Origin of the sequence: Rhizobium jaguaris (assembly GCF_003627755.1) — a bacterium.
Classification (GTDB): domain Bacteria; phylum Pseudomonadota; class Alphaproteobacteria; order Rhizobiales; family Rhizobiaceae; genus Rhizobium; species Rhizobium jaguaris.
Genome location: NZ_CP032694.1, coordinates 2,349,357 through 2,363,831, shown reverse-complemented (window position 1 = coordinate 2,363,831; position 14,475 = coordinate 2,349,357). Strand labels below are relative to the sequence as shown.

Genomic DNA, 14,475 nt, shown 5'->3' with positions numbered 1-14,475 from the left:
CTAACTGTTCTCGCCGACGAGCCAGGCATGTGACGGGAAGAAGCGATCGAGACCATATTCCCGTCCGAACATCGCGTCATGCTGCAGATAGCGATAGTCGCGCACCAGCGGATCGAGATTTTGCTCCTTGCGAGACCAATCCGGAAAGGCCTGACCGTCGCGCGCTACCAACTGGTAACGATCGACGATGGTGTATTTCTTCTGCACCCGGCCGAGAAAGCCGGTGTAGAAAGGGTGCTCGTAGCCGGCGGTCTTGAGGATGTGATAGGGCAGTTGTGACGGGCTGATCGTGCCGACATCCCTGCGCACGCCGCTCTTGCTCGACCAGATGACCAGCGGCGTTTCATGCTCCTGTTTCATGACGTCAAGCGGCGCTTTTCGAGTCGCCACTTGTTCGGGCATATAGCCCATATCAGGGTAGACCGTGCCAAGCGGCGGCAGATGATCGCCCCAGAGGACGATGATCGTTTCGCGCTCGCGCTTTGAAGCCCAAGCCATCAGCATTTTCAAGCTCTGGTCGGCTTCCCGAACGCCCTGAGTATAAGTCGCCAGCGTGTCGCGATCGGCGTCGCTCAGATCGCCCTCGATGTCGACGGTATTCTCAGCGTAGCGATGCGGTTCATAGGGACCGTGGCCCTGCAATGTAACGGCGAAGAAGAAAAACGGCCGGTCCATGGCGTCGCCCTCGCGCATGATCTCCTTCATCAGCGAGTCGTCGGCGGCAAAAAGACCACGCTTCTCCATTGGCGGCATGGTCTCTTCGGTGTGGAATTCCTCGAAGCCGAAGGCTTTATAGACTTCGTTGCGATTCCAGAACCAGCCGCTGAATGGGTGGATGGAACGCGCCGCATAGCCTTCGCCGCGGAAGAAGGTGGCAAGCGACGGCATCGGCCGGCGGACATATTGCTGGTAGGGAATACTGCCGTAGGGCAGGAAGGCGTTGGAGAAGCCGGTCAGCGCCTCGAACTCGACATTGGCGGTCATGCCGCCGAATTCGGGGGAGAATACATGGCCCGATTGCGCCGCTCGGATATTCGGCATGGGATCGGGGGTGAAGGTGAGCGTGGAAAGTCTGGTTGGGTCCCAGAACGACTCGCTCATCAGCATGATGACGTCGGGCTTTTCGCGTGGGCTGGAAAGATAGCCGTAGTTGCGGGCGGGTATGGCATCGATCGCATTTTGGCCATAACCCACCGGCGCTTTGACATCCGCCATCGGCACGTTCAGCAGGAAGGCGATGATGAAGCCGTTGTAGCCGTAATTTTCCTTCTGATCCCAGACGATGGGGATGATGCGCAGCTTTTCCCGGATGAACGAATTTTGCGTTGGATCCATCTGCGAGGCAAAGGCGGCCATGAGCGGCAGGCAGATGGACAGTCGTGCGATCCTTGCGTTGCGCGAAAGCGTTGCGGCATGTTGCCAAGCATAACGCCAGAGAAAGGTGAGGGCGGCGATCGAGGCAACCATGCTGATAGCGACCGCAACCGCGGTCCATGGCCGCTCGCGGACGATCACCGGCATCAGCTCCATGATCTGGTGGGCAAAAAGGAAATCCGAAGGATAAAGCGGATCGGAAAGATAATGCTGTTTCTGATTGGAAATGAAGGCCGGAATCAGGAGCAGGGGCACAACCACTAATACCGATTGATGCGCGCGGCCGAAGATGGCGTCGAGCACCAGCATCAATAGCATGACGATACCGACCGTGGTGAAGCCGGGATGGATGGGTGAAATGAAATAGCGTGCGATATCCGTCAGTTCGCCGCGAGCAACCCACTCGATGGCGATTACGGTCAGGAGCGCAAACAGGAAAGTCAGGATAAGGCTGAGAGACTGACGTAAAGCCGTCGATTGTTGTCTCGCTGTGGCAAGCTTTTGCAGAATGGCGAGCCTGCCTGCCGACGCAGAACTTGGTACTAGGGCAACCAACGGCCTCATTCACATAACTGTCACACCTTTGTCATGAATGCCGGATGAATTGCAAGGATGGCTTAGTATTTTTGACAGGAAAATACCGCCTATGCGGGTACGGCGATCTTTGGAACGCGAAGACAGCCGAAGGCTGTTGCGGAACGGGGTTGCGCTCGCTAAATATATGGCATGACAGAACAAAGCCCCATCACCCAGACCATCCACATCGCCGTCGCTCAGCTCAATCCGACGGTCGGCGATGTCGCCGGCAACCTTGCCAAGGCGCGGGAAGCGCGGGCTGAGGCGGCGCGCGAAGGCGCGCAGCTCCTGTTGTTGACGGAGCTGTTCATCTCCGGTTACCCTCCGGAGGATCTGGTGCTGAAACCGGCCTTTATCCGCGCCTGCTGGAAGGCTGTGGAAAAGTTGGCGGCGGATACTGCCGATGGTGGACCGGGCGTGGTCGTCGGCTTTCCGCGCCAGGATGAGACAGGCCGCTATAACTCGGTAGCGGTGCTCGACGGCGGCAAGGTCCTCTTCATCAGGGACAAGGTCGATCTGCCAAACTATGGCGAGTTCGACGAGAAGCGGGTCTTCGACGAGGGTACTATCGCGGGGCCGGTAAACTTTCGGGGTGTTCGGATCGGTATCCCTATTTGCGAGGAGATCTGGAACGATCTCGGCATCTGCGAAACGCTCGCTGAAGCCGGGGCGGAAATTCTTCTGGTTCCGAACGGCTCGCCTTATTATCGCGGCAAGGTCGACGTCCGCCATCAGGTTGCGCTCCGCCAAGTGATCGAGTCGGGCCTGCCGCTCATCTTTGCGGCCCAGGTTGGTGGGCAGGATGAGCTGGTTTTTGATGGCGCAAGCTTCGGCTTCAACGCCGACAAGACGCTGGCGTTTCAGATGAGCCAGTTCGAGACCGCATTGGCGGTGACGACCTGGAAGAAGAACAGCAGTGGCTGGCACTGCACCGAAGGGCCGATGGCGCATATCCCGGAAGGCGAGGAGGCTGATTACCGTGCCTGCCTGCTGGGATTCCGCGACTATGTGAATAAGAACGGCTTCAAATCGGTCGTGCTCGGACTTTCCGGCGGCATCGACTCGGCAATTTGCGCGGCGATTGCGGTCGATGCGCTCGGCGAAGAGCGGGTGCGCACTGTCATGCTGCCCTACCGTTATACCTCCGAGGATTCGCTGAAGGATGCAGCCGATTGCGCCAAGGCGCTCGGCTGCCGCTACGACATCGTGCCGATCGAGGAGCCGGTGACCGGTTTCTCCTCGGCGCTTTCGGACCTGTTCGAAGGCACCGACAGCGGTATCACCGAGGAAAACTTGCAGAGCCGTGCGCGCGGCACCATCCTGATGGCGATCTCCAACAAGTTCGGCTCGATGGTGGTGACGACCGGCAACAAGTCGGAAATGTCGGTCGGCTATGCGACGCTCTATGGCGACATGAATGGCGGCTTCAATCCGATCAAGGACCTCTACAAGATGCAGGTCTATGCGCTGTCGCGCTGGCGTAATCTGCATGTGCCGCCGGGTGCGCTTGGCCCATCGGGCGAAGTGATCCCCGCCAACATCATCGACAAGGCGCCGTCGGCCGAGCTGCGGCCGAACCAGACGGACCAGGATTCGCTGCCGCCCTATCCGGTGCTCGACGATATCCTTGAGTGCCTGGTGGAAAAGGAAATGGCCGTCGAGGAGATCGTTGCGCGTGGCCACGATGTCGCGACCGTCCATCGCGTCGAACATCTGCTTTATCTGGCCGAATACAAGCGCCGCCAGTCGGCGCCGGGCGTAAAGATCACCAAGAAGAATTTCGGTCGTGATCGGCGCTATCCGATCACCAACCGGTTCCGCGATCGTTGATCGTGGCGCCGTATGGCGAGTGGAGAAGCAATGCGCAGTTCGGTCGAGATCTACAATATCCGCACCGGTGAGAACCGCGTCGTCTGGCAGACCGAGCGGCTGGTCGAGGCGCCGAATTTTTCGCCGAATGGGCGTTATCTGCTGTTGAACGACGACGGCCTGCTTTATCGGCTTCAGCTCGACGGCAAGGCCGAGGCCGCTCAGGTCGATACCGGCTTTGCGGCGCGATGCAACAACGACCATGGCATATCGCCCGACGGTACGCTGATCGCCATTTCGGACAAGACCGAACATGGCAAGTCCTGCATTTATGTTCTACCCGCCGAGGGCGGGACGCCAAGGCAAGTGACACGCAATCTGCCGTCCTATTGGCATGGATGGTCGCCGGATGGCCGGCGTTTCTCCTATTGCGGTATCCGCGATGATGTCTTCGATATCTACACGATTTCGATCGATGGCGGCGAAGAGACACGGTTGACGCATGGCGAGGGCCGCAATGACGGGCCTGACTATTCCGCAGATGGGCAATGGATCTATTTCAACTCCAGCCGCACTGGCCTGATGCAGATCTGGCGCATCCATCCCGATGGCACCGGGTTGCAGCAGGTGACGCATGACAATTGCGGCAATTGGTTCGCCCATCCCTCCCCGAAGAACGACAAGGTCGTGCTGATCTCCTACGACCCGGATGTTTTCGACCATCCGCGCGATCTGAATGTGCGGATGCGGCTGATGGATATGGATGGCGGCAATCTGACCACGCTGTTCGAGCTTTTCGGCGGGCAGGGCACGATCAATGTGCCGAACTGGGCGCCCAATGGCGACGAATTCGCCTATGTCCGCTACGAGCCGGCCTGATCTCTCTGGACAGTCCAGACAGCTCGCTATAAATTCCGCATCGTTCGCAGGGCGCATCCGATCCGCGGGAAGGGCAAAGCCCACCTGATGCATAGAACGTAAGACTGCCACACCTCTTTTCAGTCTGTGGGCGCGGATACCGGACGTGAATGAAAGGAGGTCTTTCGTGACCACGCGCTCTCTGGCGGGCAATGCCACCGTCGATTCCCTCAAAAAGCAGGCCAAGGCCTTTCTAAAGGCCGTCAGATCGGGCGATGCGTCGGCATGCAGCCGCGTCGCACCGTATTTTGCCGATGTCACCGATGTCGGGCTTCAGGGCGTGCAGCTTGTCCTTGCCCGCGAATACGGCTTCTCAAGCTGGACGAAACTCAAGTCGCATCTGGAAAGCGCCAACCACAGGCAAACTCCGTTAGATCAGCTTACCAACCAATTTCTGTCGTTGGTGACGGTTTCCTATTTCTCCCATACTCCGGCCGATCCGACACGCTTCGACGAGGCGTTACAGTTGCTGGAGGCCAATCCTGAAATCGTCGGGGATAGTATCCACATTGCCGCGGCGCTTGGCGATGCTGCCGGAGTGACGCGCTGGCTCGATCGCCAACCAAAGCTCCTTGATCGGAAAGGCGGACCTTACGATTGGTCTCCCTTGCTTTACGCTGCTTATGCCCGCCTGCCTAGCCGTTCCAGTTTGCCCGCGGCAAGAGTTTTGATCGAGCGCGGGGCCGATCCGAATGCCTTCTTCCTCGACGGCGGTCAGTATCGGTTTACCGCGTTGACCGGCGTTTTCGGAGAGGGCGAAGCGGGCAAGGTCCGGCAGCCGCCGCATCCCGACTGCGAGGCTTTTGCGCGTCTGTTGCTCGGCGTCGGCGCCGAGGTCAACGACAGCCAGGCTCTTTATAACAGGATGTTCGAACCTGATAATTCCTGCCTGGAATTGCTGTTGGAATACGGTCTCTCTGCCGCCGATAAGAACAATTGGCTGGTGCGCGAAGACGGCCGGCTAGTGGCGAATTCGCAGACTGTGTTTGATTATCAGCTGGCTTGGGCCTGCGAGAAGCGAATGGGAGAGCGGGTCAGGCTGCTGGTCGAGCATGGAGCCGATGTGTTGAAGTCGGTCAATGGTAGAACGCCATTCGAATGGGCGCGGATAGGCGGCGACAAGGAATTGGCGATGTATCTCGTAAGAAAAGGTGCGGCTGCCGTCCGGCTCAAGCCGGAGGATTGGATCTACATACAAATCATGACCGACGATATGCCAGTTGATCAAATAAAAGCCATCGCGCAAGTAAACGCGACGACGCCTGAGTTCGACATTCCCGAGGCGATGCGGCGAGCCCACCCTGTGATGCTGCACGAAGCTGCGGGTGAGGATGCTTTCGAGCCTGCCCGCCGTATGCTGGCCCTGGGTCTCGACGTCAACGCGATGACCAGCCGCACGCCGTTGCATGAGGCTGCTCTGCATGGCCATGTCGATATGGCGAAGCTGCTGATCGAGCATGGCGCGGACGCCACTATCCGCGATCCCTGCCACTATTCAACGCCGATCGGTTGGGCGGAGTATAATGGCAAACAGGAGATGGTCGAATTTCTGAAAACGCAGCCGCTCGATATCTTTGCCGCTGCTGCTTATGGCCAGGTTGAGCAGTTGGCCGCGCATCTGGATTCGCATCCTGATCAGATGAATATCCGGTTCGGCGATTTCCGCCCGCGCGGGCAGGCGAACCCGGAACGCGACTGGTTGACGCCACTCGGCTTTGCGATCCTCAATGGTCGTATTGATGCGGTGCGCCTTCTGCTGGAGCTCGGCGCCGACCGCTCGGTGAGAGATGCATCCGGCCGCTCATATAGCGATCTAGCGCAGGAGACCGGCGATGAGGCAATCGTCTCGTTGCTCAGCGCGGCGCCTGTTGTTCCGGCTGCGGCCCGCCTGCCTTCGGATGTTTGAGATCGATTTTGCCCTGGTCGGTCGCGAGGAATTGCGGTCCGACCTGGCGCACCTTGTTCGCCGTGGGATCATAGGGCCGATCCGGCGGGACCTGTTTTGGCTGAACCTGAGTAATCGACGGCGCCGAGGTCACTGGTGTCTGCTGTGGCGGTAACGTCGCGTCAGTTTGGGGCCGCGCCGTTTCGATTGTCGTTATCGAGCTTTCCGGCTGCGTCAGCGACTGCTGTTCAGGCGCATAAGCCTCGGGCTTCAATCTGGTATTGATGACGGTGTCGGGCTCAGCGGAAGCCGGAATGGAGCAGCCATTCCGTTGCATGGCAGCCAGCAATTGCCGGCGCTGCGCGCCTTCGGCGTCGACGCGGGTCAAACTCAGCTCACGCTCATCCATCAATGAACCAAGATCCTGCTGCATCCGGTCGAGCGACGTCTGCATCTGATCGCAGGCGCCGCTATCGCCAGAGCCGAAGACCACCACGCTGCCGTCGGAAGCGCAGCCCTGATAGCGCATATCGCTCTTCAGTTGCCGGATCATGACATTTTGTTGGACGATGACACGCGAAAGCTGACGAGTCTCAGCGCTGGCACCGATGACTTCGGTGACATTGGCAAATCGGCCGCGCAATTCGTCGCAAATGGTATTCGTCTGCGCAAAGGCCGGTGCCGTCACCAGCAGGGACAGCAAAAAACAGGAGGAAAAATTTCTGCCGCGGTTCACAATTTTGCTCTTCGAAAGCGGTTCGACCTAGGAAACAATACAGCGTGGAGCTTAACAACGTCCCTATCAGAAATGTGCTTAGGTGCAATTTCTGCAAACTGACCGAAGATGGAGCGTGATCCAGAGTCGCTCTGCGCCATCTCCCGGTTGGGCTTCGCCGACTCAACAGAAATTTCGCCAACCGACTGGTCGCCACGGCTTCACGACCGCCCCTGAGGGCGGCCGTCCGAAGCGGGTGTTTACTCAATTCGGCTGAGAGGCCTCGACCACCGCAAGGGCAGCCATGTTGACGACGCCGCGCGACGTGACGGAGGGCGACAGGATGTGGGCAGGAAGCGCCGTGCCGAGCAGGATTGGACCGACATGCAGGCCGTCGGTCATGGTCTTGACTACGCCGAGGGTGATGTTGGCAGCATCGAGATTCGGGAAGACGAGCAGGTTGGCTTCGCCCGAAAGCGTGCTGTCCGGCATGACGTGACGGCGCAGGTTCTCGGAGATGGCGCTGTCGCCGTGCATTTCGCCGTCGACTTCCAGCTCCGGTGCCATCTCGCGGACAAGCGCTAGGGCATTGCGCATCTTGGTTGCGCTTTCAGATTCCCGTGAGCCGAAGTTTGAATGCGAGACGAGGGCGACCCGTGGCGAGATGCCGAAGCGTTTGATCTCTTCCGCTGCCAAAACCGCCGACTCGGCGATCTCCTCGGCATTCGGATTAAAGGTGACATAGGTGTCGGTGTAGAAGGTCGCGCCACGCTGCGAGATCAGGAGGCTGAGCGCCGAGAAGTCGCGGACATCGGGGCGCTTGCCGATGATCTGGCGGACGACGCGCAAATGGCGCTCATAACGGCCTTCGAGACCGCAGATCAGCGCGTCGGCCTCGCCGCGCTTCAGCGCCAGGGCGCCGATGACGGTGGCATTGGTGCGCACGATCGTTCGCGCCGCTTCCGGGATGACGCCGCTGCGGCCGACCATCGAGAAATAGAGATCGACATATTCGCGGAAACGCGGATCGTCTTCCGGATTGATGACGGCAAAATCCGTATTTGGCCGAATCTTCAGGCCATAACGCTTGAGACGCGTCTCGATGACGGAGGGGCGGCCGATCAGGATCGGAACAGCGGTGCCTTCCTCAAGAAGAACCTGGGCGGCGCGCAGCACGCGCTCATCTTCGCCTTCGGAGAAGACGACGCGCTTGCGTTCCGCAATCTTCGCCGCCGCGAAGATCGGCTTCATGATGAAGCCGGAGCGGAAGACGAAGCGGTTGAGCTCGTCCATGTAGGCGTCGAAATCGGGGATCGGGCGGAGTGCCACGCCGCTATCGGCAGCAGCCTTTGCCACGGCCGGCGCGATGCGCAGGATGAGACGCGGATCGAAGGGCGAAGGGATCAGGTAGTTAGGCCCGAAGACCGGCGTTTCACCGGTATAGGCGCGGGCGGCGACATCGGAAGGTTCTTCGCGGGCGAGGGCGGCGATGGCCCGCACGGCGGCCATCTTCATCTCCTCGTTAATCGTCTTGGCGCCGCAATCGAGCGCACCGCGGAAAATGTAGGGGAAGCAGAGGACGTTGTTGACCTGGTTCGGGAAATCCGAACGGCCGGTACATATCATGGCGTCCGGACGGGCAGCGCGAGCGAGATCCGGCATGATTTCCGGCGTCGGGTTGGCGAGTGCCATGATCAGCGGCTTTTCCGCCATCTGCTCCAAGAGTTCGGGCTTCAGCACGCCGGCGGCGGACAGGCCGAGGAAGACATCGGCGCCCGGAATGGATTCGGCAAGCACGCGCTTGTCGCTGTCCTGGGCATAGACCGACTTCCATTCGTCCATCAGGACGTTGCGGTCCTTGTAGACCAGGCCCTCGATATCGTGGACCCAGATATTCTCGCGCCGGGCCCCGAGCGTGACCAGCAGGTTGAGACAGGCGAGTGCCGCAGCACCGGCGCCCGAAGCGACGATCTTGACGTCCTCGATCTTCTTTCCGGCCAATTCCAGCCCGTTCAGGATGGCGGCGGCAACGATGATGGCGGTGCCATGCTGGTCGTCATGGAAGACCGGGATCTCCATTTTTTCGCGCAGACGGCGCTCGACGTCGAAGCATTCCGGCGCCTTGATGTCTTCCAGATTGATACCGCCGAACGTCGGTTCCAGCGCAGAAATCGAGCTGACCATCTCATCGACGGTGGGTGCGGCGACTTCGATATCGAAGACATCGATGCCGGCGAACTTCTTGAACAGGACGGCCTTGCCTTCCATGACCGGCTTGGAGGCAAGCGGGCCGATATTGCCAAGACCGAGCACGGCCGAACCGTTGGAGATGACCGCAACAAGATTGCCGCGAGACGTGTAGTCGAAGGCCGTTTCCGGATTGTCGCGAATGGCTAGGCAAGGTGCTGCAACGCCGGGAGAATAGGCAAGCGCCAAGTCACGCTGGTTGCCGAGCGGCTTCGTCGCCTGAATTTCAAGTTTGCCCGGACGGGGATAACGATGAAAGAAGAGAGCCTGTTCGTCGAGATTGCCGCTCGCCATGTTCTTGGCTGTCTTCGATGTATCCTGCGTATCCATTACGCTCCTCCGTTCCTGCTTACACTCACATTCGAGTCCCCTGCATACATCAATCCCTCAGGGTGCACAGTATGCAATTGGCGCCGAGGAAAGGTTTTTTGCGGCGGCTTTTTCACAATTGTTTTTCCTGTCCGGAAACTGTGACTTTTCGACCCGATGGTAAGCGAAGGCCGAGTGCGTCACACGGGGTTCACGGCGCGAGCCTATGAGAGCGGCAAACAAAGGAATCCCCATGACCCTCATCGCTTCCCATCGCGGCGGCACGCATCTCTGGCCCGAAAACACCCGGCTTGCCTTTTCCGAAACCGCCAAGCTTGATGTCGATCTGGTCGAATTCGACGTGCACCAGACGCGGGACAACAAGCTCGTCGTCCATCACGATGCGCTGATCGACCGCATGACGGACGGCAAGGGAGCGATCGCCGATTTCAGCTACGACGAACTGATGCGGTACGTCGTCATCGGCAGTGGCGGGGAGACAATCCCGACGCTTGCCGAAACCATCGAGATCTTCGGACCGTCTGCGGTCGACCTCCGGCTGGAGATCAAGACGAGGGTGGACGGCGAGCCCTACGAGGGCTTGGAAAGCCGTATAGCGGACGAATTGCTGGCAACCGACATGCTGAAGCGGACGATGGTGACAAGTTTTGCGCTCTCGCGCCTGGAAGCTTTCGGCGTCGCACTGGATGAGCGCGGCCTGAATGTCGGCGAACTTCTCGGTTTCATTTTTCTCTGTTCGCCGCTGACGGTCGCGCAAATCGGCTGGAGAGGGATTATTGCCGCGCTCGGCCAGTCTGGCATTCGCGAGATTGCCTTGCGTGCCGACTCCATCAATGCCGATGTGATGGAGCTGTTCCGGAAAGAGGGTGTGACGGTGCATGGCTGGGCGGCTCATACGAGCGAAGCGGCGAAGGCGATGTTCCGCTTGGACGTCGCAAGTTTTACAACCGATCGGCCCGATCTCGCTATAGCTGCAAAGCGCAGCTGATCTTCCACGGTAAGCTCCTCCACACAGAATTTGTCATCATCCTGAAACACGAGTCTGATTTTGGAATAGCCAACGTAGGTAGGGCACGGACATAAAGTTCGTGAATGAAAACATGGATGTCAGGCGATTTCGAACGCTGTTCATTTCTGACGTGCACCTCGGCTCGAAAGCGGCCAAGGCGGACTATCTCCTCGATTTTCTGCGCTATCATGAAGCCGACACCATGTTCCTTGTCGGCGATATTGTCGACGGCTGGCGGCTGAAGCGCAATTGGTACTGGCCACAGGATTGCAACGACGTCGTGCAGAAACTGCTGCGCAAGGCGCGCAAGGGAACGCGTATCGTCTATATCCCCGGCAATCACGACGAATTCCTGCGCGATTTTCCCGGCATGCACTTCGGCGGTATCGAGGTCGCCGAGCGGGCGATCCATGAGACCGCTGACGGGAAGAAATATCTCGTCCTGCATGGTGATGAATTCGACGTCGTCGTCCGCAACGCGCGCCTGCTCGCCTATCTCGGCGATTGGGCTTACGATATGGCGATCCTCATCAATATCGGTCTTGCCGCGGTTCGCCGCCGCCTGAACATGCCTTATTGGTCGTTCTCGGCCTGGGCGAAGCTTCAGGTCAAGCATGCTGTCAACTTCATCGGCGAGTTCCAGCGCGTCGTGGCTGAAGAGGCCAGGCGCAACGATGCCGACGGCGTCATCTGCGGCCACATCCATCATGCGGTCATCGAGGATCTCGACGGTATCCGCTATATCAATACCGGTGATTGGGTCGAAAGCTGCACAGCGATCGCCGAACACGAGGATGGTACTTTCGAGCTGATCACCTGGCAGTCGATGGTAGAAGCTCAGCCCGCTGGCGTAACCGTCGAGGATCTGCCGAAGGCGCTTGGGGCGCAGGCGGCGTAATTATTGCGCCGCTTCACAGATCCAATAACGGTTCGTCACAATTCTTGATCGTTGCAACCTGACTACAGTCTAATATTTTCTCCGCAACGTTTCAGTAGGGCTATTTCTCGCCATAGTCGTAATCACGATAGGGTGATAGGGAAAAATCAGTTTCCCTTCAGGTCTGTCATGATTCCCGCGACAAAATCTTTGCAGGGCGAGGGTGCGCCTCCATATTTTCGCTCGCGCAGCGCCTTGTCCTATTGTGCTCCGTTGCTCGTCAACGGGATTGCTCTGCCGTTTTTCCCCGTCTGGCTGGCTGGATTGAATTTCGGCGATCGCGAGATCGGTCTTGTTCTCGCCATCCCGATGGTGGTGCGCGTTCTCGTCGTACCCATTGTCGGCATACTTGCCGATCGCGTGGACGAACGTGCGAATGTGCTGTTCTGGTCTGGCGCGCTGTCGCTGCTGACAGCGATCGCTCTTTACTGGACGAGCGATTTCTGGCCGGTGTTGTTGGTCTACAGCATTCAGGGGGCGACATATGCACCCTACGTACCTATCGTGGAATCGATCGCCGTTTCCGGTGTGCGGCGTTGGGGTTTCGATTACGGCTCGATGCGTGTCTGGGGATCGATCGCTTTCATCTTCTCGACTCTGATCGGCGGTCAGATGATCGGCAAGTGGGGCGGCGCCATGGTTTTGCCCACCATGATCGGGGGCTTCGTCCTGACAACGATGATGGCCTTCTTCTGTCCGCGCATCGGGCCGACACGCCGGCGCAACCAGCCTATCAACCTGCAGGCGCCGACCGGCAGCGGGCTGCGCTCACCGCAACTGTTGATCAGCATGATCGGTGTATCGGTGCAGCAGTCGAGCCATGCCATGATGTATACATTCGCATCGATCTATTGGCGGGATCTCGGTTTTTCCGGCACGCAGATCGCCGTCCTCTGGAGCATAGGAGTAACGGCGGAGGTCATGGTTTTCTTCATGTCGAGAATGCTGAACCGCCGTTTCAGTGCCTGGATGCTGATCTTTTTCGGCTCGAGCATGTGCGTCCTGCGCTGGATCCTGTTTCCGATCAATCTCGGTTTCTTCGGCTATTTCGTGCTGCAATGTTTCCATTCCTGCACTTATGCCTGCGTCCATACCGGCATTCAGCGCCGCATTGTAGCTTCGGTACAGGAAACCCAGGAGGCGTCGGCTCAGGGTGCCTATTTCTTTTATAACGGCATGTTTCTCGGGCTTATGACCCTGGCGTCAGGCTATCTCTATGCGTGGCTCGGCCTTTCCAGCTACTATATAATGGCGGGTGTCGCCGCTTTCGGCCTCGCGATGGTGATCTTCGCCCGCAATCTTCAGCCCAGCGGTTCCGCATTTGGCGGAAGAGCCAGCGAGGCATCCTGAGGCGTGAAACGAATTCATTTGGATATCAAGATTCTATAGCATATTTTGACATCGGTGCGGCATAGAAATCGCCTATGCACGCGGTGTATTAACCATTAGCGTTGAGCTGGGATTTCCCGAGTCGGCGATTGTGCCGCAAGACCTGAAAGACGCATGAGTTTGAAAGCAGCTGAACAGACAACCGATGCACCGAGGATCGATGACGAGCCCGATGGCAGCGGGCGTCGCTATCGGCTGGAAGGCAATTGGCGCAGCGCGAATGTGCATGGCGTGCTGCGGCAGGTCGACCAGTTGATGAAACAACGCAGCGACGGTCAGGTGGTGATCGATCTTTCCGATCTCTCTGACATCGATACTGCCGGCGCGCTGCTGATCCGTCGCCTGAAGGAGAGCCGGGAAGGGCACGGCGCCAGCGTCAGGATCGAAGGTTCCAATCCCCATATCGACGAGCTGCTTACCGCGTTTACCCAGGACCCGAACCAAGAGGCAGCGGAGCCCAGGCCAAAGAAATCGCTGGCGGAACGGATTTTCGCGCCGATCGGCGAAAGCGTTTACGACATCTGGGGTAACCTCATCGCGGCCATGTATATTCTCGGTTCGGCGGTGCGGGGCGCGCAGCTGAAGTTCGGGCGCGGCAGCGGTGTTTCGCCGGCTTCAATCGTCAATCAGATCGACCATATGGCCGTGCGCGCCGTGCCGATCATCTTGCTGATGTCCTTTCTGATCGGCGCGATCATCGCGCAGCAGGGCGCATTCCAGCTTCGCTATTTCGGTGCCGAAATCTTCGTCGTCGACCTCGTCGGTATTCTGCAATTGCGTGAAATCGGTGTGCTGTTGACCGCCATCATGATTGCCGGCCGTTCGGGCAGTGCCATTACCGCCGAAATCGGCTCGATGAAGATGCGCGAAGAGGTCGACGCTCTGAAGGTCATGGGTCTGAACCCGGTCGGCGTTCTGATCTTCCCCAGGCTGGTGGCATTGACCGTCGCGTTGCCACTGTTGACCATCCTTGCGAATTTCGCTTCGCTTGGCGGCGCGGCTGTGGTCGCCTGGGCCTATTCCGGCATCACCTTCGCCACCTTCATTTCGCGCCTGCACGAAGCGGTCAGTCTCTCCACCGTTATCGCGGGCATGATCAAGGCGCCATTCATGGCGCTGGTTATCGGCATTGTTGCTGCGGTCGAAGGGCTGAAAGTTGGTGGCAGCGCCGAATCGCTCGGCCAGCATGTGACGCAGTCCGTTGTGAAATCGATTTTCGTCGTGATCCTGATGGACGGGCTGTTTGCCGTGTTCTACGCAGCGATCGATTTCTGAGGGCTGGCAAG

10 protein-coding genes are annotated in these 14,475 nt (G+C 58.8%); 7 read left to right on the top strand and 3 right to left on the bottom strand.

The window, feature by feature from the left end; translation table 11 throughout:
- Window positions 1-1,938, bottom strand: a complete 1,938-nt coding sequence (locus CCGE525_RS11545; RefSeq protein ID WP_425375871.1) for an LTA synthase family protein — start codon at window positions 1,936-1,938, stop codon at window positions 1-3.
- A 162-nt stretch (window positions 1,939-2,100) separates the two neighbouring features.
- Between CCGE525_RS11545 and CCGE525_RS11540 the strand changes: the two genes are divergently transcribed.
- From CCGE525_RS11540 to CCGE525_RS11530, 3 genes are all read left to right on the top strand, one after another.
- Window positions 2,101-3,780, top strand: a complete 1,680-nt coding sequence (locus CCGE525_RS11540) for an NAD+ synthase (RefSeq protein WP_120704369.1) — start codon at window positions 2,101-2,103, stop codon at window positions 3,778-3,780.
- Window positions 3,781-3,810: 30 nt separating this feature from the next.
- Entirely contained in the window at window positions 3,811-4,638 is an 828-nt protein-coding gene (locus CCGE525_RS11535; RefSeq protein WP_120704368.1) for a TolB family protein, read from the top strand.
- Window positions 4,639-4,804: 166 nt separating this feature from the next.
- A complete protein-coding gene (locus tag CCGE525_RS11530; RefSeq protein ID WP_120704367.1) occupies window positions 4,805-6,583 on the top strand; it encodes an ankyrin repeat domain-containing protein in 1,779 nt (592 codons plus the stop codon).
- Here the strand turns inward: CCGE525_RS11530 and CCGE525_RS11525 are convergent.
- Window positions 6,531-7,298: a hypothetical protein gene (locus CCGE525_RS11525; protein WP_120704366.1), complete on the bottom strand. Its 768-nt coding sequence runs from the start codon at window positions 7,296-7,298 to the stop codon at window positions 6,531-6,533. The two genes, CCGE525_RS11530 and CCGE525_RS11525, sit on opposite strands and share 53 nt — an antisense overlap.
- A 243-nt stretch (window positions 7,299-7,541) precedes the next feature.
- Window positions 7,542-9,854, bottom strand: a complete 2,313-nt coding sequence (locus CCGE525_RS11520) for an NADP-dependent malic enzyme (RefSeq protein WP_120704365.1) — start codon at window positions 9,852-9,854, stop codon at window positions 7,542-7,544.
- A gap of 232 nt (window positions 9,855-10,086) precedes the next feature.
- Between CCGE525_RS11520 and CCGE525_RS11515 the strand changes: the two genes are divergently transcribed.
- The 4 genes from CCGE525_RS11515 to CCGE525_RS11500 all read left to right on the top strand — a co-directional run bounded on the left by CCGE525_RS11515 (window position 10,087) and on the right by CCGE525_RS11500 (window position 14,464).
- Window positions 10,087-10,842, top strand: a complete 756-nt coding sequence (locus CCGE525_RS11515) for a glycerophosphodiester phosphodiesterase (RefSeq protein ID WP_162950155.1) — start codon at window positions 10,087-10,089, stop codon at window positions 10,840-10,842.
- A gap of 112 nt (window positions 10,843-10,954) precedes the next feature.
- A complete protein-coding gene (locus CCGE525_RS11510; protein WP_120704363.1) occupies window positions 10,955-11,761 on the top strand; it encodes a UDP-2,3-diacylglucosamine diphosphatase in 807 nt (268 codons plus the stop codon).
- Between the two features lie 168 nt (window positions 11,762-11,929).
- On the top strand, window positions 11,930-13,150 hold the full coding sequence (locus CCGE525_RS11505; protein ID WP_120704362.1) for an MFS transporter: 1,221 nt from the start codon (window positions 11,930-11,932) through the stop codon (window positions 13,148-13,150).
- Window positions 13,151-13,303: 153 nt separating this feature from the next.
- Window positions 13,304-14,464, top strand: a complete 1,161-nt coding sequence (locus tag CCGE525_RS11500; protein WP_120704361.1) for an ABC transporter permease — start codon at window positions 13,304-13,306, stop codon at window positions 14,462-14,464.
- Window positions 14,465-14,475: the final 11 nt, after the last annotated feature.

Coding starts and splice junctions, on each gene's coding strand:
- CCGE525_RS11500 (WP_120704361.1), top strand. CDS start 13,304: ATGAGTTTGAAAGCAGCTGAACAGACAACCGATGCACCGAGGATCGAT.
- CCGE525_RS11515 (WP_162950155.1), top strand. CDS start 10,087: ATGACCCTCATCGCTTCCCATCGCGGCGGCACGCATCTCTGGCCCGAA.
- CCGE525_RS11510 (WP_120704363.1), top strand. CDS start 10,955: ATGGATGTCAGGCGATTTCGAACGCTGTTCATTTCTGACGTGCACCTC.
- CCGE525_RS11545 (WP_425375871.1), bottom strand. CDS start 1,938: ATGAGGCCGTTGGTTGCCCTAGTACCAAGTTCTGCGTCGGCAGGCAGG.
- CCGE525_RS11540 (WP_120704369.1), top strand. CDS start 2,101: ATGACAGAACAAAGCCCCATCACCCAGACCATCCACATCGCCGTCGCT.
- CCGE525_RS11520 (WP_120704365.1), bottom strand. CDS start 9,854: ATGGATACGCAGGATACATCGAAGACAGCCAAGAACATGGCGAGCGGC.
- CCGE525_RS11535 (WP_120704368.1), top strand. CDS start 3,811: ATGCGCAGTTCGGTCGAGATCTACAATATCCGCACCGGTGAGAACCGC.
- CCGE525_RS11505 (WP_120704362.1), top strand. CDS start 11,930: ATGATTCCCGCGACAAAATCTTTGCAGGGCGAGGGTGCGCCTCCATAT.